Annotated in this window: 16 protein-coding genes and 1 pseudogene; 11 read left to right on the top strand and 6 right to left on the bottom strand. The window is 67.4% G+C overall.

Annotated elements, in window-relative coordinates:
- Positions 1-229: 229 nt before the first annotated feature.
- Positions 230-1,951 carry a glucosyltransferase-I gene (locus IPJ17_07145; protein ID QQR75343.1) on the bottom strand — a complete coding sequence of 574 codons (1,722 nt, stop codon included), beginning with the start codon at positions 1,949-1,951 and terminating at the stop codon, positions 230-232.
- A 554-nt stretch (positions 1,952-2,505) separates the two neighbouring features.
- On the opposite strand from IPJ17_07145, the gene IPJ17_07140 reads away from it, so the two are divergent.
- Together IPJ17_07140 and IPJ17_07135 are read left to right on the top strand one after the other, a co-directional pair.
- Complete coding sequence (locus tag IPJ17_07140) at positions 2,506-4,353, top strand: Na+:solute symporter (GenBank protein ID QQR75342.1); 1,848 nt, start codon at positions 2,506-2,508, stop codon at positions 4,351-4,353.
- Between the two features lies 1 nt (position 4,354).
- On the top strand, positions 4,355-5,830 hold the full coding sequence (locus IPJ17_07135) for a sodium:solute symporter (protein QQR75341.1): 1,476 nt from the start codon (positions 4,355-4,357) through the stop codon (positions 5,828-5,830).
- A gap of 749 nt (positions 5,831-6,579) precedes the next feature.
- Here the strand turns inward: IPJ17_07135 and IPJ17_07130 are convergent.
- A pseudogene (locus IPJ17_07130) lies at positions 6,580-7,643 on the bottom strand (IS110 family transposase).
- A gap of 609 nt (positions 7,644-8,252) precedes the next feature.
- On the opposite strand from IPJ17_07130, the gene IPJ17_07125 reads away from it, so the two are divergent.
- Positions 8,253-9,632: a hypothetical protein gene (locus IPJ17_07125; GenBank protein QQR75340.1), complete on the top strand. Its 1,380-nt coding sequence runs from the start codon at positions 8,253-8,255 to the stop codon at positions 9,630-9,632.
- Between the two features lie 90 nt (positions 9,633-9,722).
- Here the strand turns inward: IPJ17_07125 and IPJ17_07120 are convergent, their stop codons facing one another.
- Entirely contained in the window at positions 9,723-10,250 is a 528-nt protein-coding gene (locus IPJ17_07120; GenBank protein QQR76111.1) for a GNAT family N-acetyltransferase, read from the bottom strand.
- A 346-nt stretch (positions 10,251-10,596) separates the two neighbouring features.
- Here IPJ17_07120 and IPJ17_07115 point away from each other — a divergent pair, with 346 nt between their 5' ends.
- Both IPJ17_07115 and IPJ17_07110 read left to right on the top strand, forming a co-directional pair.
- Positions 10,597-11,016, top strand: a complete 420-nt coding sequence (locus IPJ17_07115) for an SCP2 sterol-binding domain-containing protein (protein QQR75339.1) — start codon at positions 10,597-10,599, stop codon at positions 11,014-11,016.
- The gene (locus IPJ17_07110; GenBank protein QQR75338.1) at positions 11,013-11,918 is read left to right on the top strand and encodes a R2-like ligand-binding oxidase; all 906 of its coding nucleotides are present in this window, start codon (positions 11,013-11,015) and stop codon (positions 11,916-11,918) included. Before IPJ17_07115 ends, IPJ17_07110 begins: the two co-directional genes overlap by 4 nt.
- Before the next feature lie 55 nt (positions 11,919-11,973).
- Here the strand turns inward: IPJ17_07110 and IPJ17_07105 are convergent, their stop codons facing one another.
- The gene (locus tag IPJ17_07105) at positions 11,974-12,513 is read right to left on the bottom strand and encodes a rhodanese-like domain-containing protein (GenBank protein ID QQR75337.1); all 540 of its coding nucleotides are present in this window, start codon (positions 12,511-12,513) and stop codon (positions 11,974-11,976) included.
- 703 nt (positions 12,514-13,216) lie between these two features.
- Between IPJ17_07105 and IPJ17_07100 the strand changes: the two genes are divergently transcribed.
- The 3 genes from IPJ17_07100 to IPJ17_07090 all read left to right on the top strand — a co-directional run bounded on the left by IPJ17_07100 (position 13,217) and on the right by IPJ17_07090 (position 15,693).
- Positions 13,217-13,954, top strand: coding sequence for a hypothetical protein (locus IPJ17_07100; protein QQR75336.1), 738 nt, complete (start codon positions 13,217-13,219; stop codon positions 13,952-13,954).
- Between the two features lie 4 nt (positions 13,955-13,958).
- Entirely contained in the window at positions 13,959-14,480 is a 522-nt protein-coding gene (locus IPJ17_07095) for a hypothetical protein (protein ID QQR75335.1), read from the top strand.
- 280 nt (positions 14,481-14,760) lie between these two features.
- On the top strand, positions 14,761-15,693 hold the full coding sequence (locus IPJ17_07090; protein ID QQR75334.1) for a transposase: 933 nt from the start codon (positions 14,761-14,763) through the stop codon (positions 15,691-15,693).
- Between the two features lie 131 nt (positions 15,694-15,824).
- Here IPJ17_07090 and IPJ17_07085 read toward each other — a convergent pair whose 3' ends face one another.
- A complete protein-coding gene (locus IPJ17_07085; protein QQR75333.1) occupies positions 15,825-16,019 on the bottom strand; it encodes a hypothetical protein in 195 nt (64 codons plus the stop codon).
- Positions 16,020-17,766: 1,747 nt separating this feature from the next.
- Positions 17,767-21,087, bottom strand: a complete 3,321-nt coding sequence (locus IPJ17_07080) for an RHS repeat protein (protein ID QQR75332.1) — start codon at positions 21,085-21,087, stop codon at positions 17,767-17,769.
- 142 nt (positions 21,088-21,229) lie between these two features.
- Between IPJ17_07080 and IPJ17_07075 the strand changes: the two genes are divergently transcribed.
- The 3 genes from IPJ17_07075 (at position 21,230) to IPJ17_07065 (ending at position 23,278) form a co-directional block, all read left to right on the top strand.
- Entirely contained in the window at positions 21,230-21,535 is a 306-nt protein-coding gene (locus IPJ17_07075) for a helix-turn-helix domain-containing protein (GenBank protein QQR75331.1), read from the top strand.
- Positions 21,536-21,552: 17 nt separating this feature from the next.
- On the top strand, positions 21,553-22,515 hold the full coding sequence (locus IPJ17_07070) for a transposase family protein (protein QQR75330.1): 963 nt from the start codon (positions 21,553-21,555) through the stop codon (positions 22,513-22,515).
- Positions 22,516-22,927: 412 nt separating this feature from the next.
- Positions 22,928-23,278, top strand: coding sequence for a very short patch repair endonuclease (locus IPJ17_07065; protein QQR75329.1), 351 nt, complete (start codon positions 22,928-22,930; stop codon positions 23,276-23,278).
- Positions 23,279-23,359 lie beyond the last annotated feature (81 nt).

The raw sequence follows: 23,359 nt of genomic DNA, 5'->3' as shown, positions 1-23,359 counted from the left end.
GCGGGGGGTCTCCGCCGAGATCGCACCGCTCCCGCGCGTTCCGCCCGAGTGTCTCGCTCTCGCTCGGGACGACGACAGCTTCCAGGTGGGTGCCGGAGGCGCGGGAGCCAGAAGTGGCTGGCGAATTCGCAGCAGGACGGTGGGTTGGATCGCTGGCGTGACCGAGGAGATCGCGAGTCCTCAGGAGCCGGTCCGCGTCCAATCGAAGGACCGGCCGGATCGCGGGGTTCTACGGCTCGAAGGCAGCCCAATCCGCGAGATCGCCGCTCTCGAGTGGGGCGGCGAAAAGGACATTGTTCTGAAGAATCGTCCCGGTGTGGCCGACGACGCGAACATCGCTCGCGGCGCCGACCCAGATTCCCCTGAGGGTACTGTACGTGCCGCTATCCATCGAATTCCAGTTGACACCGTCGTAGTGCAGGATCGTGCCGACGTCGCCCACGGCGTAAACATCGCTGCCGCTGCTTCCCCGTACGGCGTAGAGGTCCTTCGTCGTGCCGCTGCTCATCCCCCACCAGTCCACTCCGTCGTAGTGGACGATGGTCCCTCCCTGCCCGACGGCGAAGATGTCACTCCCGCCTGCGCCCCAGATGCCCCAGAGAGGCTGGGCCGGGCTGCCGCCCGCCACAGACCAACCGCTTCCGTCGTAATGCAGGATCGCCCACGAGGAGCCGACGGCGTAGACGTCGTTCCCGCTACTCCCCCAGACTCCGGAGAGACTATGGGTCACGCCGCTGGTCATCGTCGACCAGCTGCTGCCGTCGTAGTGCAGGATCGTCCCGGCGCTACCGACCGCGAAGACGTCGGCTCCGCTCGCGCCCCAGACGCCGTTCAGCTCATTCGTCGTGCCGCTGGTCATCGCCGACCAGTCGCTGCCGTCGTAGTGCCGGATCGTTCCGCCGCTACCGACCGCGAGGACGTTCGTGCCGCTCGCACCCCAGAGGGCGGAGAGCGCGCTCGTCGTGCCGCTCGTCATCTCCAACCAGTTGCTGCCGTCGTCGTGCACGATGGTCCCGTTGGCCCCAACGGCGAAGATGTTGCTCTCGCTGGTCCCCCAGATGCCTCCAAAGGACTTCCTCGTGCCGCTGGTCATCTCCGACCAGCTGCTCCCGTTGTAGCGCAGGATCGCCCCGCCAGTGCCAGCGACAACCACATCGCTCGCGCTGGTTCCCCATACCCCGTAGAGCGCGCTCGCCGACCCCGTGCTCACCGGCGCCCAGCTACTGCCGTCGTAGTGGAGAACCAGTGCTCCCGAGAGGCTCTGGCCCACCGCATAGACATCGCTGCCGCTACTTCCCCAGACACCATGGAACCAATCGGACACATCTAGTCGCATCATCGACCAATGACTACCGTCGTAGTGGTCGATCCGTCCGCCCCAGTACACGAGGAAGACGTCGCTGCTACTGCTCCCCCATACGCCGACGACAAGATCGTTGTAGTGGAGCGACGTCGCCGACCAGGTGGCGCCGTCGTAGTGCAGGACCGTCGCTGGATCACCAACGGCGAAGACATCGCTGCTGCTGCTCCCCCAAACGGCGGAGAACATGTAGGTGGGAGAACTGAACACCGTCGACCAGCCTATGCCGTCGTAGTGCAGAATCTCTCCCCCGCCGCTGACGACGAACACGTCGCTCGCACTGCTCCCCCATACCCCATGCAGCGATCCTGTCGTGCCACTGTTCATCGCCCTCCAGCGGCTTCCGTCGTAGTGGAGGATCGTCCCGTCTTCTCCGACGGCGAACACGTCACTTCCACTGCTTCCCCAGACGCTCGCAAGGGACTTCGTCGACCCGCTGTGCATCGACCTCCACGAGGTGCCATCCCAATGGAGGATCGTCTTGCCGCTCAGAGCGAAGATGTCGCTCCCTCCGCTCCCCCAGACACTCGAGATGAAGTTTCCCTGGGGGAGCGGGTTCTGCCAGATCCAGTCGGCTGCTCTGGCGGGCAAGCCGCTGAATCCCAAGAGCAGAGCTCCCAGAATTGGAGCCACAGCGCGGCGACCGAGGGAGAACGGGCTCATCGCCAACTCCTTTCGACACACGAACGACCAAGAGAGTGTCAGCCGGCGCTACAAAAGCACAAACACCCGATCGGGTGGGCACCTCCGAACGACGGCCTCGGAGAAGCGCGGCACCCGGCAGGCAGGGTGATCCAGGGGCTCGTCTCGCTTGAAGTGACGAGGTGCCTGATCGCTCCTCCACCCCTCGTCGTCCCGACCAACAGGAGGGACCTGGGCGGGGGGTCTCCGCCGAGATCGCGCCGCTCGCGCGCCGCACGCCCGCCCGGGTCCCCCGCTCTCGCTCGGGACGACGAGCGGGGTTGGCGCGCGTTGTTGGTGCAGGCGCTGCTCGTCCGGGTGCCAGGCACTTTCCGAGCCCTCCCCGAAGGGTCGCCGACCGGCTTCGCGATCGGCCGGCGGTGGCGGTTTCCGCGGGGTCGGCTTGGGTAGACTCGTCGGCTGGCGGACGACGGTTCGCGACCCGGACGCCGAGGAGGCTCGAAGTGCACCTGCAGGCTCTCGACTGGCTGGTCGTTGCCGCGACGCTCGCCGTCTGCTTCGTTCCGGCGCTCTTCTTCGGCAAGCGTTCGGGCAAGGACACCAAGGAGTTCTTCGCCTCCGGCCGCTCGGTGCCGTGGTGGCTCGCCGGGCTCTCGATGGTGGCGACCACCTTCTCGAGCGACACGCCGAACCTGGTCACCGACATCGTCCGCCGCCAGGGGGTGGCGGGCAACTGGCAGTGGTGGGCGTTCGTGCTCACCGGCGTCGCGACGGTCTTCTTCTTCGCCCGGCTCTGGCGCCGCTCGGGGGTGCTCACCGACCTGGAGTTCTACGAGCTGCGCTACTCCGGCCGCGCGGCGCGGCTGGTGCGCGGCTTCCGCGCCGTCTACCTGGGCTTCTTCTTCAACTGCGTGATCATGGCGACGGTCAACCTCGCCGCGGTGAAGATCGCCAACGTCCTCTTCGGCATGAGCGACTGGCAGACGCTCCTGCTCGTCGGCCTGCTCAACGTGATCTTCGCCGCGCACTCGGGGCTCTGGGGCGTGCTGGTCATCGACATGATCCAGTTCTTCGTCAAGATGAGCGCGGTCATCGCCGCCGCCTACTTCGCCGTCAAGTCGGTCGGCGGACTCTCGGTTCTGGTCGCCAAAGTGGGGGCGCTGCAGGGGCCGGTGGACCATGCGATCCCCGGCTTCAGCTACCTCGACATGCTGCCGTCGTTCGCGCCGCACAACACCGACCTCTGGGACCTCGCGGCCGCCGTCTTCATCCTGCCGATCGCCATCCAGTGGTGGGCCGTCTGGTACCCCGGCGCCGAGCCGGGCGGCGGCAGCTACATCGCCCAGCGCATGCTGGCCTCGAAGTCGGAGCGCGATTCGCTCGGCGGCGTGCTCTTCTTCAACGTCGCCCACTACGTGCTGCGCCCCTGGCCGTGGATCCTCGTCGGCCTCTGCTCGCTCGTCGTCTACCCGACGCTCGGCGACATCCGCGCCGCCTTCCCGAATCTCGACCCGAAGTGGCTCGGCCACGACATCGCCTACCCGGCGATGATCAGCACGGTGTTGCCGGTCGGCTGGATGGGACTGATGGTCGGCGGCCTCGTCGCCGCCAACTCCTCGACCATCCTCACCCACCTCAACTGGGGCGCCTCGTACCTCATCCACGACTTCTACAAGCGCTTCCTGCGACCGGGCCGGAGCGAGCGGCACTACGTGACGGCGGGACGGCTGGCGACGATCGGCCTCTTCGCCAGCGCCGCCGGCATGATGTACCTGATGACTTCGGCCAAGGACAGCTTCGATCTCATCCTGCAGATCGGCGCCGGCACCGGATTGCTCTACATCCTGCGCTGGTTCTGGTGGCGCATCAACGCCTGGTGCGAGGTGGTGGCGATGGCGAGCTCGTTCGTCATCTCGATCGTCTTCCTGGTGACGGAGAAGCAGGGGCTGCACACGCCCTCGTCGGTCCGGCTGGTGCTCACCATCCTGTTCACCACGCTCTGCTGGGTGGTCGCCGCGTACGTCGCGCCGGCGACGGACGCGGAGGTGCTGCGCACCTTCTACCGCAAGGTCAAGCCGTTCGGCCCCGGCTGGCGGCGCTTCCGCGACACCGAGGGCTTCGCCGCCACGGAGACGGAGACCGGCGACAACATCCCGCTGGCGCTCGTCGGCTGGGTGTCGGGGTGCGCGACGATCTGGTCGTCGCTCTTCGCGGTCGGCAACTTCCTCTACGGACGCACCGGCTACGCCGCCGTCTGCTGCGCGGTCTTCGCGGCGAGCGGCTTCGTCCTGGTGCGCGTGGTCCGTCGTCTTTGGCAGGCCAAGGGCGCCGGCGAACGGGCGGCGGCCTGAGATGGGATTCGCCGCCGTCGACTACGCGATCGTCGCCGTCTACCTCGCCGGCGTGACGCTCGCCGGCATCTGGATCGCCGGCCGCCAGGGCTCGTCGCGCGACTACTTTCTCGGCGGTAAGGAGATGTCCTGGTGGAGCGTCGGCTTCTCCATCGTGGCGAGCGAGACCAGCACGCTTACCTTCATCAGCGTGCCGGGGCTCGCCTATCGCGGCAACATGCACTTCCTGCAGCTCGCCTTCGGCTACTTCGTCGGCCGGCTGCTGGTCAGCGTGCTGTTCATCCCGGCCTATTTCGAGGGCGACCTCGAAACCGCCTACGACTTCCTCGGCCGGCGCTTCGGCCCCTCGCTGCGCAAGTTCGCCTCGTCGGTCTTCATCGTCACCCGCGTCCTCGCCTCGGGCGTGCGGCTCTTCGCCACGGCGATTCCGGTGCACATCATCACCGGTCTCGACTACCCGACCTCGATCCTGCTGATCGGCGCCTTCACGCTCGCCTACACCTACCTCGGCGGTCTCAAGGCGGTGGTGGCGATGGACGTCGTCCAGATGTTCATCTACCTCGTCGGCGCGGCGGCCTCGATGGCGCTCATCCTCCACCGGCTGCCCGGCGGCTGGGCGGACGTCGTCGCCTTCGCCACGCGCGACGGTGCGAGCAAGCTCGAGATCCTGAACCTCGACTTCGGCACCGGCTTCGTCGGCTTCCTCTCGTCGCCCTACACGCTGCTCGGCGGCCTGCTCGGCGGCACCTTCCTGACGATGGCCTCGCACGGCACCGACCAGCTTCTCGTCCAGCGCCTGCTCGGCTGTCGCTCGCGCTGGGACGCCCAGCGCGCGCTGATGCTCGACGCGACGCTGATCGTCCTGCAGTTCGCCTTCTTCCTGGTGCTCGGGCTCTGCCTCTTCGCCTTCTACGACGGCGCGGCGTTCGCCACGCTCGGTCTGCGGAGCTCCGACGAGATCTTCCCCAAGTTCATCGTCGAGAGCCTGCCGTCGGGGCTCGCCGGGCTGGTGATCGCAGGTGTCCTCGCCTCGGCGATGGGCACGCTCTCCTCGTCGATCAGCTCGCTCGCCTCGGCGACCTTCCTCGACCTGTTCCAGCCGCTGCGGCGCGGCCGTCCCCTGACGCCAGCCGAGGAGGTCCGCTGGTCGCGCATCTTCACGCTCTTCTGGGGGCTGCTGCTGATCGGCGGCGCGATGCTCTTCACCGACACGCGCAACCCGGTCGTCGAGATCGGACTGAAGATCGCCTCGGTGACCTACGGCGGGCTGCTCGGCGTCTTCTTCCTCGGCCTCTTCTTCCGCTCGACGCGGCAGCGCGACGCCTTCGTCGGATTCGTCGCCGGCCTCGCGACGATGGTCGCCGTGCTCGCCCTGACGCCGATCGACTTCACCTGGCACACGCTGATCGGCTGCGCCGCCACCCTCGTCGCCGGCAACGCCTCACGCCTCCTCGGGCGGACGACGAGCCCCACCTGAAGCAGGGCACCCTCCCGTCCGGTTGACCCCGAGGCGACCAGGCCCCTGACCCCGTGCCGGGGCCGGCAGCGTCCGCTCGATGCTTGGCGAGGCATGGCCTCGTCGGCCGGAGCGGTAGCGCCTCTTCGTCCCGAGCGGTAGCGTCTCGTCATGCAGAGCGAGAGCACCTCGTCGTCTTGAGCCGTAGCCCCTCGTCGGCCGGAGCGGTAGCACCTCTTCGGCCTGAGCGGTAGCGCCTCGTCACGCTGAGCGAGAGCACCTCGTCGTCCCGAGCCGTAGCCCCTCGTCGGCCGGAGCAAGAGCACCTCGTCGGCCGGAGCGGTAGCGTCTCTTCGTCCCGAGCGGTAGCGCCTCGTCACGCTGAGCGAGAGCACCTCGTCGTCCCGTGCCGTAGCCCCTCGTCGTCCCGAGCGAGAGCGAGGAACCTGGGTGGGCGGGGGTGCGTGGTCCCCGGGTCCCTCCTGCCGCCCGCCCTCCAGGTCCCTTCCATGAGAAGGCCATGTGGTGTCAATCGGCCGACTTGTCGGCCGCGCTCGAGGTCTTGGGCGAGGGTCCGGTGCCACGCTTCCATCCGCACTCTCGAGGAGCCCGCGTGGGGCTCGGTGCCTTTTGGTGTCCGATCGGAGCCGGGTGCTGCCATCTCACTCGCGGCCTGCGAGGCCTAGGGACCTGTCGCAGTCACCCGGACCCGGGTCGGACCCTGGCCCAAAGTCGTCGACTCCTCTCCTACCCGAGATGTCGTTGCCGTTTCATGCAGTCCCGGCGGCGGTGCGCAGAGCCTCGTAGGGTTCGCCGCTCACCCAGAGCCGATGCAGGAGGACGGCGAGCTTGCGGGCGATGGCGACGATCGCCCGTTTCTTCGCCGCTTTGCCGCCGTGTTTCGACAGCGCTTCGCCAAATCGCCGCAGATCGCTGTCGGGTGCGAGGGGACCCAGGATGTACTGGGCCGCTTGGACGAGCAGCTTGCGCAGGAAGGGGTCACCTTGCTTGGTGATCCGCAGCTGGGGCTGGCTCTCGCCCGAGTCCCGGACGCCGGGGACCAGTCCCAGGTAGGCCCCGACCTCTCGACTGCGGCGGAAGCGCTCGGGGGTTTCGATCGTCAGCACGTAGCTGACCGCCGTGACGACGCCCACGCCCGGGACCTGACGCAAGCGCTCGGTCTCGGGATGACGACGGCCGAGGCTCCTCGACCTCACGGTCGAAGCCCTTGATCCGCTCCGTCAGCTCCATCACCGTTTCGAGAATCCTCAGCAGCGAGGGCCGCAGGCTCTCCGGCAAGGCCGACACGGCACGTGTAGGGAAGGCCTCCGTCGAACACTTGGGCAGACGTCCTCCAATCGCCTTGACCGCGCCGCGCACGTGATTGACCGCCATCGTGCGCATCCGCACCAGGACATCCCGCGCCCGCATCACCTCGAGCTCTCGCTGAGCGGCTTCGCTTCGATGCCGCACCGGATGCAGCAATTTCGGCTCGACACGCGCCAGGCGCGCCAGCGTCTCGGCGTCCAGCGCGTCCGTCTTCTTCCGGCTCTTGCCGATCAGCGGCAGCTGACGCGAATCCGCCACGATCACTTCGTGTCCCAGGCTCGACAGCAGCCGGCTCATCCACGGCGACTGCGCTCCCGTCTCCAGCACCACCTGCATCGGGCCCCAGCGCGCCGACCAGGCTCGCAACGCGGCCTCCGAGCTCCCCGATCCGCTCCTGCCCTGCCTGCTCCCCACTCACCCGGTCCAGCACCACCACCTGCGTCCAGCGGTCGCCCACGTCCAGGCCCGCCGTCCACCCTCCCTCACGCTTGCTATTCTTCTTCACGGCCAACCTCCTTTCTGGGCCCCAGCCCGTCAACCTGCAGACCGAAAAGGTACTGCGACAGGGGGGTTGGCCTTCTCATTCCAATCTCGCTCTCGCTCGGGAAGACAAAGGACTCACCGAACGGCGACCGTTCCCAAGCACGGGGCGTGACTCCCGTGGCGCTCTCGCTCGGGAGGACAAAGGACTCACCGAACGGCAGCCGATCCGAGATGCGAGCCGCAACTTCCACCCTTCTCTCCTCGCGACGACGAAGGACTCACCGAGCGGCGACCGTTCCCGAGCACGGGATGTGACTCCCGTGGTGCTCTCGCTCGGGATGACGAGGGGTCCACCGAACGGCAGTCGATCGGAGGCGCAGACGGGAGCTCCTGGGCTGCTTTCGCGCGGAACGACGAGGGACTCACCGAGCGGCGGTCGAGCCCCGAGGCGTACCACGATTCCGTTGCTGCACTCGCCCGGAGCGACCGCGCGGTTCGGACAGCAGGCCGTCGATCGAAGGCCGCGACGCGGCGCTCGTTCCGTCGCGGAGACGGGCCGTTGTCGTCGACGGCTTCGTCCACCCCGAGGCTATACTCCGATCAAGTGGCAGGCGCCCCTTCGCCCCCTCCGATGCCCTCGCCTCCCCCTTCGCACCCCGGGGTCGAGACGATCCACGAACCGTTCGGCGACGAACCGGGCGGCGACCTGCGCCAGCGCCTCTATCTCCGCATGTGCCTGGTGCTCGGGGCGATCTCGTTCCTCGTGATCGTGCCGCTGAACGCCTTCCTGCGCCTCGACCCCGCAGTCCACGTCGGCGTCATCCTGTTCGGCGCCTTCTCGCTCTCCCTCTTCTGGCTGGCACGGCGCGGGCGCGCCTACCCCGCGCTGCAGCTCGGCGTCTCGCTCGCCATGCTCGCCGCCGTCTGGTTCCCCAACGGCGGGTCCGAGGGGAGCGTCATCTTCTACTTCTTCGCCGCCCTGTTGCAGCCGTCGTTCTTCTTTCGTGGCCGGGCCCGTTGGCTGGGGATCGCCGCCACGGCCGGGGTTCCGGTCGCGCTGCTGGCGCTCGAGCGCGCCTTCCCCCAGCTCGTAACCCCCTTCCACACCCCGGACGACCGCCTCTTCGACCTCGCGACCGGCGTCATCTCGGCCAGCGCGATCACCGTCGGACTCTTGTGGGTGATCATCGAGGGCTACCATCGCGAGCGTGAGCGGCTCGGCGAGTCGCGCGCCGAGATCCGGATGCTCAACAGCGAGCTCGAAGCCCGCGTCCGCGAGCGGACGGCCGAGCTCGAGCGGGCGCTCGGCGAGATCGAGTCGTTCTCCTACACCGTGTCGCACGACCTGCGCGCCCCCTTGCGGGCGATCGACGGCTTCTCGAGCCTGGTGGTCGAGTCGAGCGCCGGCCGGCTCGACGAGGAGTCGCAACGCCTGCTCGGCGTGGTGCGGAAGAACGCGCAGCACATGGCTCGCCTCATCGACGATCTGTTGGCGTTCTCGCGTGCCGGCCGGAGCGAGCTCCGGCGTTGGCGGGTCGACCTCACCGAGCTCGCGCGCTCGGCGTTCGCCGAGCTCACGACGGGAGCACCCGCAACCCCCGTCGAGCTCCGCCTGGCACCGGTTCCCGAGGCCTTCGGCGACCCCGCGCTGCTGCGCCAGGTGCTCGCCAACCTGCTGTCGAATGCGCTCAAGTTCACCGCCAAGGTCGATCGCCCGGTGATCGAGCTCGGTGCCGTCGCCAGCTCCGGCGACACGGCCTACTTCGTGCGCGACAACGGCGCCGGCTTCGACATGGCCTTCGCCAACCAGCTCTTCGGCGTCTTCCATCGCCTCCACGGCGCCGACGAGTTCGAGGGGACCGGCGTCGGGCTGGCGATCGTGCGGCGGATCGTCGAACGGCACGGCGGACGCGTCTGGGCGGAGGGCCGGGTCGGCGAGGGGGCAACGTTCTACTTCACCCTGGCGCCGCCCGCTCCGTCGGCGGGGGCAACGGTTCCGGCGGCTCAGTAGGTCGGCAGGGAGGCGACGCACAATCTGCCATGTCGCAGACACCTCGCCTCCGACTCGTCGGCCCGCGGCGAGCCGCCGTCGCACAATCCCTCAGCCGTTGTGCCCTGCCGGCGACGCGCGTATCTCGCACGCCATGTGCACCTTGGCGAGGAACTGGTCGCCGACCCGAATCGCCAGCGGCTCGACGCCGAACGGCACGAAACCGCAGTCGGCGTAGAGACGCTGCGCCGAGCCGTTGCGCTCACTGACGGTCAACTGGACGACCCGAGTCCCCGGACGCGCACGCGCGGCCGCGAGAGCCGCTTCGACCAGCCGGTGACCGAGGCCGCGACCTCGCGCCTCGCGCTGGAGATAGATGCCGAAGAGCCGCCCCTGGTGGCGGCACTTCTCGCGTCGCTCGAACGACAGCCCGACGACGCCGACGAGCCGGCCGGCGACGAGGGCACCGAAGACGCCGTCGTCCGGCGCCGCCGGGTCGGCCAGGCGCCTCTCCCACCAGGCGAGCGGCAGCTCCGCCCGCTCCGCCACCGTCGAGCGGAACGCCTCGGGATGCGCCTCGTAGGCTTCGAGCAGGAGCGCTCGGTACGCCGCCGCCTGCTCGACGCCGAGGCGCACGATCGACGCCGCAGCGAACGGGTCGCTCGACGGCACGGCGCTCCCGCGCTCGTCGTCGCCGCCGTTGCCCTCGCGCGCAGCCGCCGACACCTCGCCGCCTCGAGACACGCCCTCGCCGCTCACGGCGTCACTCTATCGAACGGCCCCACCCCTCCTCGCCGGCACCGCCCGGCGTGCCGGACCGAGGCGAGCGGAAAGGTGCCCGCGGAAAGGTGCCTGGCACCCACGCGGAAAGGTGCCTGGCACTCGCCGCTCGCCCAGGTTCCGGGAAGGTGCCTGGCACCCGCCGGGCGTCCACGCGACGGCCGCGAGCGCCCCGTTGCCGAAACTGGCGTAGGCTCGCTGCCCCATGACCTTCGAGCTCTTCTCGGACCCCTGGGCGACAGCCCTCGGTCGCGCGCTCGCCGAGAGCGCCGACTACCGCCGTGCCGCCGCGCGCTGGGAGGGCGGTCTCGTCCTCTCCTGGCTGGGCGACGACGGCGAGCCGCGCGGCGGCGTCTTCCTCGACCTCCTGCACGGCGACTGCCGCGCCGCCCGCGCGGCGCGCGAGGAGGACCTGGCGAGCGCCGACTTCGTCATCGCCGGAGGGCTGTCGGCGTGGCTCGCCGTGCTCGAAGGACGCAGCGAGCCGCTCGGCGCCATCATGCGCGGCCAGCTCCGCCTGCGCCGCGGCAGCCTCGCGCGGCTGATGCCGTTCGTCGAGGCGGCCCGTCTCCTGGCGACCGCGGCGCGCACGGTGCCCACGCGCTTCCCGGAGACCGCCGCATGAACCGCGTCCTCAAGTCGACCTCGCCCGCCGGGCTCGACCGCTCCTCCCTCCCCATGCGCCTCTTCCAGAAGGCCAAGCGCCACGGCGTGTGGGACCCGTGCTCCTTCGATTTCGCGCGCGATCGCGCCGACTGGCTCCGCCTCGACGCGACCGAGCGCGAGGTGCTGCTCCACCTGACGTCGCTCTTCCAGGCCGGCGAGGAGTCGGTCACCCTCGATCTGCTGCCGCTCATCCAGGCGCTCGCCGCCGAGGGCCGGCTCGAGGAGGAGATCTACCTGACCTCGTTCCTCTGGGAGGAGGCCAAGCACGTCGAGCTCTTCCGCCGTTTCCTCGACGAGGTCGCCGACGAGCACGGCGATCTCGCGCGGTTCGCCTCGCCGTGCTACCGCGAGCTCGTCTACGGCGAGCTGCCGGCCGCCCTCGACCGGCTGCGCAGCGACCCGTCGCCGCTCGCGCAGGCGGAGGCCTCGGTGACCTACAACATGATCGTCGAAGGGGTCCTCGCCGAAACCGGCTATCAGGGCTACTTCACCGCGCTCGAGCGTCGCGGGCTGATGCCCGGCATGCGGCAGGCGATCGCCCTGCTCAAGCGCGACGAGTCGCGCCACATCGCGTTCGGTGTCTACCTGCTCGCCCGCCTGGTGGCCGAGCACGGCGAGCCGGTCTGGTCGGCGGTCGAGCGGCGCATGGACCAGTTGCTGCCGCTCGCTCTCGGCACCGTCGAGGAGATCTTCGCTCCCTACGACCCGATGCCGTTCGACCTCGCGCGCGACGAGTTCGTCGATTTCGCCGTCACGCAGTTCCAGTACCGCTACCAGCGCATCGCCCTCGGTCGCGAGAGCGGCGGCCTCTCCGCCGAGGCGACCGACGAGCTGGTCGGCGACGAGCCGGTCGCCGGGTGACTCGCGCCTCGGCGAGTCACCGCGCCGCAATTCAAGGCCTCGCGCCCGCGGCCGCTCACCTCTCGGACCGCGGCGAGGCGACGAGCGCGAGCCGGGTCGTCGCCGGGTCGAGCAGCGGCGCGAGCTCCCAGACGTTGCGGTAGCCGTAGCTGTAGAGGGCGATGTAGGTCGAGAGGTTGAGCGAGGCGTCGGCGCGCTTGGACGGGAACGGCCCTTCGGCGTTGCGGAAGTTGTTGTTGCAGTAGATGAGGATCCGCGTCGCGGGGTCGGGCACGAGCTGCTTCAGGCTCGCCGCGTTGATGTCCGGAAAGCTCAGGTTGACGGCGCCGTCGACGTGCAGCTCGGCGTACTTGGCGGCGCTGCGCGCGTCGAGCACGATCGTCCCCGGCTCCCGGCTCGCCGCGAGGAACTGCTCCTCGGTGAGCCGCCGGCTCTCGCGCCACGCGGCGGCCTCGCCGGCCACGCGCAGATAGCCGGCCATGTCGATCCGCGGGTTCTCGAGCTTGCCCGCCGCCTCCGCCCTCGCCACTCCCGTCACCAGGCTGCCGAGCACAACGGCCGCAAGCAACCCGCCCCACCACCAGCGCTGACTCATCGTCGTCCTCGGCCGATGTCGGCCCCGTCTCCCGCCGCGCACGAACGCGCGCGGGAATGCGTGGAACACCACCGAACGTGCAAGGCGGATGCCGGCGGCCTGACCGGCGAGTACAGACATGGACTCGTGCCACCTGCCGATCAGCTCTCGTCCATCCCCCGGCGAGCGCCGGCCAGCAATCCGCGGCGACCCGCGATCGTCAAGAAGGCAGCCGCCCGGCGGGGATCGTCGCCACGAGCGAAGACCTACTCCTCTTTCGAGACCCGCGCTGGAGCAGGGAACGGGGAAGGGAGCCAACCCACCGACTCGGGCCCGGCTACGACATCCGCACCGTCCAGGAGCTCCTCGGCCACCGCGACAACAGCACCGCGTGATCTACACCCACGTCCTCAACCGCGGCGGCCGCGGCGTCCGCCGCCCCGCCGACGAGGCTTGAAGCGCTGGTGTCATGCGGCGCTACACGCCACGTTTGACATCCGCCAGACAGCTCCCTAGACTGACCGCAAGTAAGCCAGTCATGGGACTTCGCCCCCCGCCCGCCGCTCTCTTCGCTCCGGTGTTACACGGCACGAACCGCCGTGTTTGCCGACCCGCGCAGCAGGCGTGGTGGGGTCGAATACGGAGTTAGGGCCCGCGGGCAAGGCCGACCCTCTCGGTGGCGCCCAACCTGCCACCACCACAGAGATCGTCTCAGGAGGTGATAGTGAGTAAAGAGTTCAACCTTCCAGGCTCGTCCTTCGAGGAGGTTCAGAAGATCCTCAAGGGCTATAGCCATGCCTCAGAGAATGCCAGCCTCGATGCGATGTCGAAGCTGACAGGCCTGCACACGACGGTCGTAAGCCGCAACAACAAGTTCCTTGTTGACCTTGGCCTCATCGCCGGCGCCGTGGCGAAGACAGCTACTGACCTCGGACGCAGGCTCGGCCGTGCGCTGGATCACAACCAGGCCGAGGATGCGCGCCGATACTGGAAGGAGGCGGTGCAAACGAACGAGAAGGTCTCGGGACTTGTCACCACGGTTCGAATCAAGGGCGGAATGTCGGAAAAGGACTTCTCAGACCACGTCCTGTATGTTTCGGGCCAGAAGAACAACGCCGGCAACAAGACCGGTGCGCGATGCGTCGTCGATATGTTGCTCGCTGGGGGCCTGTTGGTGGAGGCAGACGGAAAGCTGACAATTGCGTCGCCAGGTGCTGACCAAGGAACCGAGAATTCGGTGGTTCCCGCCACGAAGGCGCCGGTGCCCACGCCACCGCCAGGGCTGGAAGCCTCCGTGCCGCACTCGATAGCGCAAGTTGTCGTACCGCCGCCTGACGCCGCGATGTTGTCGCCTCAGATCGCCATCAACATTCAGCTTCACCTTCCCGAGACTGAGAACGCGGAGGTTTACGAAAAGCTATTTCGGGCGCTGCGGGAGCACCTCCTGTCACCGAAGGCGTGATCCGATGGGGCTCGAAGATTGGGTGCAGGCCGCTGCACGCGCCAGAAGCGCCGCTCATTCCGCGCTTGCGGCCCACGAGGCGTCGGCATCACGGGTGGTACTGCTCGAAGACCTGCTAAAGAAGTTGAAGGCCGCCCCGATTGACGTTCAGGACTACTTTCGCGAGGCGCTCGATTGCCTTGAGCGCGGCCTGAACCGATCCGCAGTTGTGCTCGCCTGGGCCGGCCACTTCTACGTCTTGTCAGAGACAATGTACCGTAAGCATGAGGCAGACATAAGGCAGGTTAGGCCGAAGTGGTCCTTCAAAGATCTTGCTGATCTCAAAGAGCAGTACGCCGAAGCGCAGCTTCTCGATGTGGCGCGGGAGGTCAAGTTCCTGGGGCGCGCTGAGCTTCGCGTCCTGCAGGGCCAACTCTCTCACCGAAACCAATGCGCGCATCCAACGCTATTTCGACCGAGCAGCAATTTCGCCATCGGCTACGTCGATGAAATGATCCGCCAGACACTGCTCTTCCTTGGGCCCTAGGAAGTCGTATCTGGACTCCTCCCGCGAGCACCTGTGCACGAGGCGATGACGTGGGGCGGGACTGCAATCGTATCTTCGGCCTCTGAGGGGAGCGTGTGGGGCTCCGGGCCAGGATGAAGCCCGCGCGCGGGGAGCCAGTCGCTTGCACCGACCAGGTGAGGTGCCACCCGATTTTCACAACTCCTCTGTTCCACCTTCGCCGAGCCGGTCGATCTCGCGCAACCCGGCCGCCGCTCCACTTCCTGCAAGATCGCCGCCCCGCTTCTCGTCTTAGGGAGGCATGGCGAGGAGATTACGCTACATCCCCCCAGGCGGCGGGCTGGTCGAGGTCACTTGCCGCACCCTGCAGGGCCGGCTTCTGCTCCGGCCCTCGGCTCCCCTCAACGACACCGTCGCCGGCATTCTCGCCCGCGCCGCGCGGCTCTACGCGGTCGAAGTCATCGGCTTCGCGTTCCTCTCGAACCACTTTCACCTGCTGCTCTCCGTCCTCGACGCGCTCCAGCTCGCCGCCTTCATGAACTACCTCGACTCCAACCTCGCCCGGGAGGCCGGCCGGCTCGTCCAATGGCGTGAGAAGTTCTGGGGGCGGCGCTATCAGGCGATCCCGGTCTCGGACGAGGAGCCCGCCCAGGTGGGTCGGCTCGCCTATCTCCTGGCGCATGGCGTCAAGGAGGGTCTCGTCGCCTCGCCGCTCGACTGGCCCGGAGCTCACTGCGCGCGGCATTTGGTCGAAGGTACGCCGGTCGTCGGGCACTGGCACGACCGAACGCTCGAGTCGAAGGCGCGGAGGAAGGGCATCCTGTTGGACCGGGAGGACTATGTCTTCGAGGAAACGCTGACCTTGGCCCCGCTCCCCTGCTGGCGGACGCTCGACCCCGAGGCCTATCGCGCACGCATTCGGGACCTGATCGCGGAGATCGAGGCCTGGGGCGAGCAGCGCGAGGAAGAGACCGGCAAGCCCCCACTCGGTCGGGAAGCCGTCTGTCGCCAGAGCCCGCACCACGAGCCGAACCGACTCAAGAAGGCTCCCGCACCGCTGGTCCATGCCGTCGCACCCGAGGTCCGACGAGCGCTGCGCAAGGCCTACTTCGCCTTTCGTGAGGCCTACCAGCACGCCGCGCGGCTCCTCCGCGCGGGCGTGAGAGAAGTCATTTTCCCCGAAGGCGCGTTTCCGCCGGCGCTACCCTTCCGTGTTGCCGCTCGGAGCGGCTAAGTCTCAGCGCAGGCTCGCTCGATTCCGAGGACTGGATCTGAAGCACTGCCACTGCCTGCGGGGCCGAAGGCTGCGCAAGAGAGCCCTCTCGCGCCCTTCGACGGGCGCCGCCCGAGGGCTCTGCCACGTTCTCAGCTCGGCGAGCTCACGACGACGCTCGAACAGGGCGGTCCATTCCCTTGCGGAGAGCCCTGACGCGTGTCCGAGGTTTCAAGACGACTCTCGGCCGTCGCGGCGATCTTGAACTCGGGTGGCACCTCGTCCTGGTTGAGCGCGTCGTAGGCGTAGCGCTCTTTGTGGCGCCGCTCGCTCCCGACGACCGCCACGACCCCTCAGGGTTGCAAGACTGGGTGTCGCCCTAGCTCATGTTACCGGGGCCGCTCGACACTCAGGGACCTTCGCGCTGGAAACCGATCTCATTGCCCGTTAGCAGGCCCCTTGTCTGCGGGAGATGCGAGCATCTTTCCCAACGCCGAGAGAAAGAAGGTCAGCGACTCTCCATCTCGCCGCAGAAGGCGCTTATAGGCTTTGTGAAATGGAAAGGCCTCAATCCGACTCTGGCTCCACCAAAGCGATGCGTACGAGAGGTCTGACAAAGAACGAAGAAGAAGGACCCCGCCGAGGCCTGCTCGTACCGCGTTGGTCAGCAGGACTCCAATGTCACGCGCGAACAAGTTCACGTCACCCGCGTCGGGTGACCATCCCTCTGCCCACATCGCGGCGACGACGTCTTCGAGTGCGCTTGCGATCTCCTCAGGGGAACCGCCGAGGGATACTCCGAACCCGTCAGCGATACGCTCGCGAGCCTGGTGGAGTACATCCTGGAAGAAACCAGCTACCTCGCCTGATTGCGGGAACGGAGCGCCGAATCCACGATACGGCGAAGGCTCGCCTCTCAGTACATCAAAAGGCGGAATCTCTCGGTACAACATAGGTAGGTCCAGTGGCCTTCTCCGCAGATCTTGACCCAGCAAGGCTCTCGCACTCGAGCTCGCTTTCGGCTCGTTCACTGGATCCCGCGAGGGGCCAGGAGGGCGGGCAGATGCGGAAGGGGCCGATTTCGCGACTTTGATCAGCGAAAGACGTCTGGGTGAGGGAGGCGACTTGACGAAACGGGCGGTCGCAAGGTCACGAGAACCCAGGTGGACGCTTGGACAGGACAGTCGAGGTGTTGGCCGGCTGGGCTCGATGCCGGAGAACGGAATTGGCAAGGCCGCAGCCACCCACACCCAGCAGCGCCCCCCACCAGGAAAGTCGTTGGCACATTTTCGGCAGATTCCTTCACAGCCTCCAACCTCTATCCGAGCTCCATCACGCTCGCCAGCGGATGCCCGTGAAATGCGTGCCTGTCCCCTTCTTCAACAACTTCACCAAAACCAGGCTGCCTAAGACTCACCCCCGGAGACGGGGTGTGGGGAATTCCTGAACTTGCTCAGCCAGTTTCGACGCCTGGACAGGGCAACGCTTGGACAGCACACTAGAGGTCATCCCAACTGACGCCTCCGGAGGGCGTAGTCAAATGAGGATACTCGCTCTCTCGCCAAACCTGCAGCCACTCAAGGTCGGCATCCAGCCCCGACAAGACGTCGCATACCCTGGCATCAAACACAAGCACTTCTGGATTTTGGGTCAAGTGCCAGGCACCTGCCTCTGAACTCGGGTCGACCACTACTAGGGGCTCGAACGAAATGGACCTAACCGCACCGCAGAAACAACTTTCAAAGCTCGCACTGTGAATCGACACAGCGATCGCGTTGCTAGCCACGATCTGGACTAGACTTAACGGTGCTTCGCCCGCTGAAGGAATGCCGTCTCGCCAATCGGCTGTCGCGGTGCGAAACCCAATACCCTCCAACCCAAGTTCTCGTAGTGCGTTGGCCGCTTGGTCGTCAACAAGCACGGCATTCGCGTCGCTTACCCACACGTGGCGTGGTCGACAGACCAGAGAGAGCGACAGATCACCTCTTTGAGTACGGCGACCGCGTCCGCAGGTCTCGCAGAGAGATGTCTCACGGGCACCTCCGGTCTCTATTGCGCAGAGAGGACCGTCCAGCGTGAAGAGATTGAGCATCACTAGGGCTTGCCCCCATTCCGGACTCTGTGAATGTTCTCCCAGTAAGTATGACCGAAGCGCCAATCCGTATAGTCCCGAAACTCGAGAAGCTCGACTCCTGTGGCGTTCGGGTGGCCCCGAAGGTACCGTTTCCATTCCTGGTCGAGCAGGGTATGGACGTTTGTCGACGAACCTGGCTGGCGGTAACCCGAGACGCCACGACCCTGTGTTGGACTATCCAGGTCGAGTCCCTGCAAGCGGGAGTCTCCCCTGAGTTGCTGAGGAACTGAATGGTGAACATCCCAATCTCCTGGGAGACGGGGAAGGCCCTCAGCCTCGAGCCCGGCCTGGAAGCGGCCCCGGTAGTTCTCGGGCCCACCTGGAACATTCGGATCAGCAGGGTGAGGGGACGTACCGCCGGCCCTCGTTGAAGGAGAAGGTGCGACGTCTCGTGCTCTGGCGAGCAAGCGACGCTCCGCCTTAGGAAGGCCGATCACTCCGCCGTCCGAGGCCTCAGCTAGGTCGATCTCCAGTGCGGACGGCGAGAGGCCGGACCTAGCTGGTGGCTCGAACTTCGGCGGCTGGAATTTCGGCGCCAGGTCCTCGACCGCGCCCACGGCTCCTTCGCCTAGGCCGACTTCGACCCCAGCGAGATCGACCGACAGAGCACCCGTCGCGAGCCGGGCAGCGCCCCGCGCCACCGCCGCGCCCGTCTCGACGCCTCCGATCACCGCCGCCGCGTCCGAGGCTCCGAGCTCGCCGCCCGCGATGCCGGACTTGATGTACTCGCCCTTCGCCTCGTGTTCTTCGATCCGTGCGATCGCCTGCTCGTGGGCGCTGACGACCGTCTCGACGGGGTGGGCTACAAAGTCCGCAAGGGCCTTGAGCCGGGCGGTGTTTCGCTCTCGAGCGCCCGGCACGACCGCTGCTCCGAGCCCGGTGTCGAGGGCCATGCTCGCTCCGCTCGCCACGGTCTCGCCGACGAACTTCCCGACGCCGAGGGCGCCGCCAAGCGCTCGCTGCGCGTTCTTTCCCGCGTTCCTGGGGTCCCAGATGCCCTTCTGCGTTTCGACGTAGACGTCCACGGCAAACGCCGCGTCGCGCTTGAATTCGTTCCAGCTGTAGAGCCCGAGCGGATCCGTGTAGAAGGTCGGATTCCCGTACGCGTAGAGATACCTGTGCAGCGAGGGCGGCGTGTTCGCCTCGCCGAGGATCGGGTCCTCGCTGAGAAACCTCCCCACCTCCGTGTCGAGGAAGCGCGCCTTGGCGTAGGTCAGCCCGGTGGCTGCGTCGAGCTCGTGGCCGGTGAAGGCGAAGGGCGCGAGGGTGGTGCCGGTCGAGTGGCGGAGGTTGCCCCAGGCGTCGAAGCTGCGGCGGAGGGAGAGGGAGCCGTCGGTCTGGCTCCAGGCGGTCAGCGAGCCCAGGCCGTCGAAGAGGGAGAAGCTTCGCTGGCCCGTTGCCGGGTGCATCGCCACCAGCCGGTCGCCGCCCCACTCGTAGCGCACCAGCGTCGTCCCGGCGTCGTCGGTCTGCTGGAGGATCGCCCCGTCGTCGCGGACGTAGCGGAAGATCCCATCCGGGCCCGCCTTGCGGATCCGGTAGCCGGACGGGTCGAAGGTGTAGCGCTCGAGGAGCAGCCCGTTGCGCTGGACTTCGACCAGGCGATCGAGCGCGTCGAAGAGGAAGCCGTGCTGGACGCCGCCTGCGCTCTTGCCGGTCTGGTTGCCGTTGGCGTCCCAGGTGAACGTGGCGTTGTTCGCCGGGGCGACGCTGTCGACGATCGAGAGCAGGCGATCCCGGATGTCGTAGACGTACGTCTTCGAGCTCGTCGGCGCGTGGCTCGCGTCGGTCGTCACCTCGCTCAGACGGTTGCCGACCGGATCGAGCGTCGTGGTGACGGTCTTCTCCGGGTACGCCACCTCGAGCAGGCGATCGGCGGCGTCGTAGGCGTAGCTCGTCGTCTCCGGCGCGCCGCCGTTCGTCTCGACCTGCTCGGTGCGGTTGCCGTTGGCGTCGTAGGCGTAGGCCCACGAGGCGACGAGCGCGCTGTTCTGCCGGTTGTCGAGGCGGGTCAGGCGATTCGCCGCGTCGTAGCCGTGCGTCGCGCTCGCGCCGTTCGGGTAGGTCCGCGTCTTCAGCAGCGAGCTCTTGAAGTACTCCGACGTCGTCACCCCGCCCGCCCCGGTCTGCGAGACGAGGCGGTTGAGCGCGTCGTAGGCGTAGCTCGTCACCTGCCCGTCGGAGTCCCGCACGCTCCGGCGGTTGCCGTTGGCGTCGTAGGTGAGCGTCGTCATCTCGCCGTAGCGGTTCGTCGTCGTGAGCGGACGGTCGAAGTCGTCGTAGCTCGTCGTCACGAGCGCCGCACCGGAGCTCGAGTACTGCTCGGCGACGCTCGTGATGTTGCCGTTGGCGTCGTGCGTGGTGACCCGGCTCGTCAGCTCGTCGCCCGTCGGTGGCGACGGATTCGGCAGCGTCTCGGTCGTCAGCCGATCGAGCGCGTCGTAGGTGAAGGCGAAGGGCTGCCCCTTCGGGTCGACGAGCGTCGTGCGATTGCCGTTCTCGTCGTAGCCGTAGCTCTCGACCGCCGCGTCGGGGTAGGTCTTGCTCGCCAGACGATCGAGCGCGTCGTAGACGAAGCTCGTCGTATGGCCGTTGGCGTCGCGTTGAACGGTGCGGTTGCCGTTGCCGTCGTAGCCGTACGTCGTCTCGTGGCCCAGCGGGTCCGTCACCCCGCTCAGGCGGTGGGCACCGTCGTAGCGGTAGCTCCAGCCACCCGGGCCGGGCACGCACGGATCGCCGCTCGCCGAGCTCTTCGGGCGCCGCATCCCCGTCCGGTTGCCGACGCCGTCGTAGCAGAAGCTCGTCCGCTCGCCGGCGCCGTTCGTGGCGCTCGTCTGCCGCCGGCGCAGGTCGTAGGCGAAGTGCGACCGGTGCCCCTCCGGGTCGACCGTCTCGACGCGGTCACCCACGTCGTCGAGGACGTGCCGGGTGATCGCCGCGAACGGCCGGTTCTCTTGCAGCAGGAGGTTGCGCTCGTCCCAGAGGAAGCCGGTGGTGTTGCCGTTGGCGTCGGTGACGAAGAGGCGGTTGCCCGCCTCGTCGTACTCCACCCGCTCGAGCTCGACCCCGGCGCGGGTCCTTGCCGTCGGACGGTTCTCCCGGTCGACGCTCGTCCGCGTCGCGATCCCGCGACGGTCGACCTCCTCGACCACGTTGCCGATCGCATCGTAGGTGAACCGACGCGACGTCCCCGCCGCCGGCGGGTCGACGATCCGCGTCACCCGGTTCAGTGCGTCGATCTCGAATCGCGTCGTCTGCCCGCGACGGTCCGTCTCGCTCACGCGATTGCCCGCGACTGTCGTGGGCCCATTGGGCCAGTCATTCGAGGCGCTCGTGAGGTAGCGTCATGTCCTGAATGTCTTGCCCGCAGTTTCCTGGACTCGGGTAGTTTGAGGGGCGTGTCCCCGAGTCGAGGAGAGCGCGATGCCGAAGCGGAGCGAGTTGTCCGGCGAGGAGCGGGTGCAGGTGGTGCTGTCGCTGCTGCGCAAGGAGGAGCCGGTCGCGGCGTTGTCTCGCCGGTACCGGGTGAGCGAGCAGACGCTGTACCGGTGGCGTGACGAGTTCGTGTCGGGTGGTCGAGAGCGGCTGTCGAAAGGCTCGAAGGACTCAGGTGAGGAGAGCCGCCGCATCGCGGAGATGGAGCAAGAGCTGGCTCGTCGGGCGCAGGCGATCGGTGAGCTGACGATCGCCAACGGCATTCTCCGAAAACTACCGCGGTACCCCCGCTGAGCGAGGAGTGGCGGGAGATGGTACGCAACGAGGTCTCCTCGCATTCGCCAGCGCGGCTGAAGGCAGTGGTCTCGGCGGTGGGCTGGCCGTTATCGAGCTTCTTTCGCCGCTCGAGCGCGGAGCGTCGACGTCCTGGTCCAGCGCCGAGGCCGCTGAATCGTGATCTCTACGACGCGGTGAGGGATGTGGCGTTGGCTTTCCCCTGGTGGGGCTACAAGCGCTTGGCGGTGGTTTGTCGTCGCCGACAGCTCGATGTCTCGAACCGCTTCGTGTATCGCGTGCTGAAGGCCGAGGGTCTGTTGTGTCGTCCGCTGCCGCGCTCGGCGGAGCTGTACCAGGCTGCGCGCCTGTTCGAGCTGTTGCCGCGGCAAGCGAACGACCTGTGGCAGGCGGACGTGACGTACGTGCACGTGCCAGGCCACGGCTGGTGGTACGCGGTGACGGTGATCGACTACTTCAGCCGCTACCTGTTGGCGCTTCATCTGTCGCCGAGCCACGACGCGGTAGCGGTGACGACGGCACTCGATCAGGCCAAGGCCGAAGCGGAGAGACTGCACGGGCCGCTGTCGAAGCCGCCGATTCTGGTGACGGACAACGGATCGACGTTTCTGGCGAAGCGATTCCGTCGCCACATCAACGGCGTCCTGAGTCATGTGCGCACGCGCTATCGGACGCCTCAGCAGCTGGGTCTGCTCGAGCGATTCCACCAGACGCTGAAGGACGAAGAGGTGCACTGGCATCTCTACGCCTCACCGGCTGACGCCCGCGAGAAGCTCGCAGCCTTCCGGCGGCGGTACAACGAAGTGAGGCCGCACTGGGCGCTGATGCCGCTCGAGGGAGGTGATCCCGTAACGCCGGTCGACGTCTATGCCGGTGGTGTCGAAGTCGGGATCCCCACTTGGCAGGGCTGGGCGAAAGCCGCCAAAGAGAAGCTCGACGAGCTGATGACCATCGATGCAGAGCGTGGAGCCGCCGCCTGAAGGAGGCTCACGTAAGATCAACCCAACCCGGTCCAAGGGAACTGCGAGCCGAGACATGAACGCTGTGACGAGCAAGGTGCGGTGAGCCTGAGGACGAGGAGGCCACGCGCAATGCCGGCTCATGACCCGAAGCGGAGAAATCGCCGCGGTGCCGCATGACATCCAGGCTTGCGGAATCCCCTGGCAAGACTCGGCATCAGGTCGTCCTGGCTGCGCTCCCGCCTGGAAAGTGTCATCCGATAACCTTGCGGAGTCGCGCGGCCCGAGCGCCGTCTTGGCGCCGTGGAGAAGCCTCATCTTCAGGATGAAACGGACTTCGCCTAGCTTCCTCGGTCGGCTCGCCGCCTCCCCACGGGCAAGCGCGGCCGCGCGTGGTTCGAGCGCCAAGACCGACACACGGCCTGAGCTCCTATTGCGCCGCCTCCTTTGGCAGGCGGGTTGTCGCTACCGCAAGGACGTAGGGACACTGCCCGGACGACCAGACATCGTGTTTACACGGGCTCGTGTCGTGGTCTTCTGCGACGGCGACTTCTGGCATGGCAAGGACTGGCCGGCACGCCATGAGAAGCTTCGTTCTGGATCGAATGCCGACTATTGGATCGCCAAGGTCCGCCGCAACATTGAACGCGATCGACAGCAGGAGGCGCAGCTTCGAGCGGATGGTTGGACTGTCCTACGCTTCTGGGAGTCCGAAATCCTGGCCGACGCCACCGGTGTAGTGACCCAGGTTCTCAGAGCAGTAGGACCCGCGAGAGGCACTTGACAAACTCCCCTCGCATGGCATAAACACGGCGTAAATGGACGCTCAAGGCTGCGTGCTAGATTGCCTTTCACGGTCCCGCCA

The sequence above is a fragment of the Holophagales bacterium genome (assembly GCA_016699405.1).
In the GTDB taxonomy this organism is placed as follows: Bacteria; Acidobacteriota; Thermoanaerobaculia; order Multivoradales; family JAGPDF01; genus JAAYLR01.
Note: the sequence above shows the minus strand (reverse complement) of the source record. Positions and strands in the feature narration are given on the sequence as shown.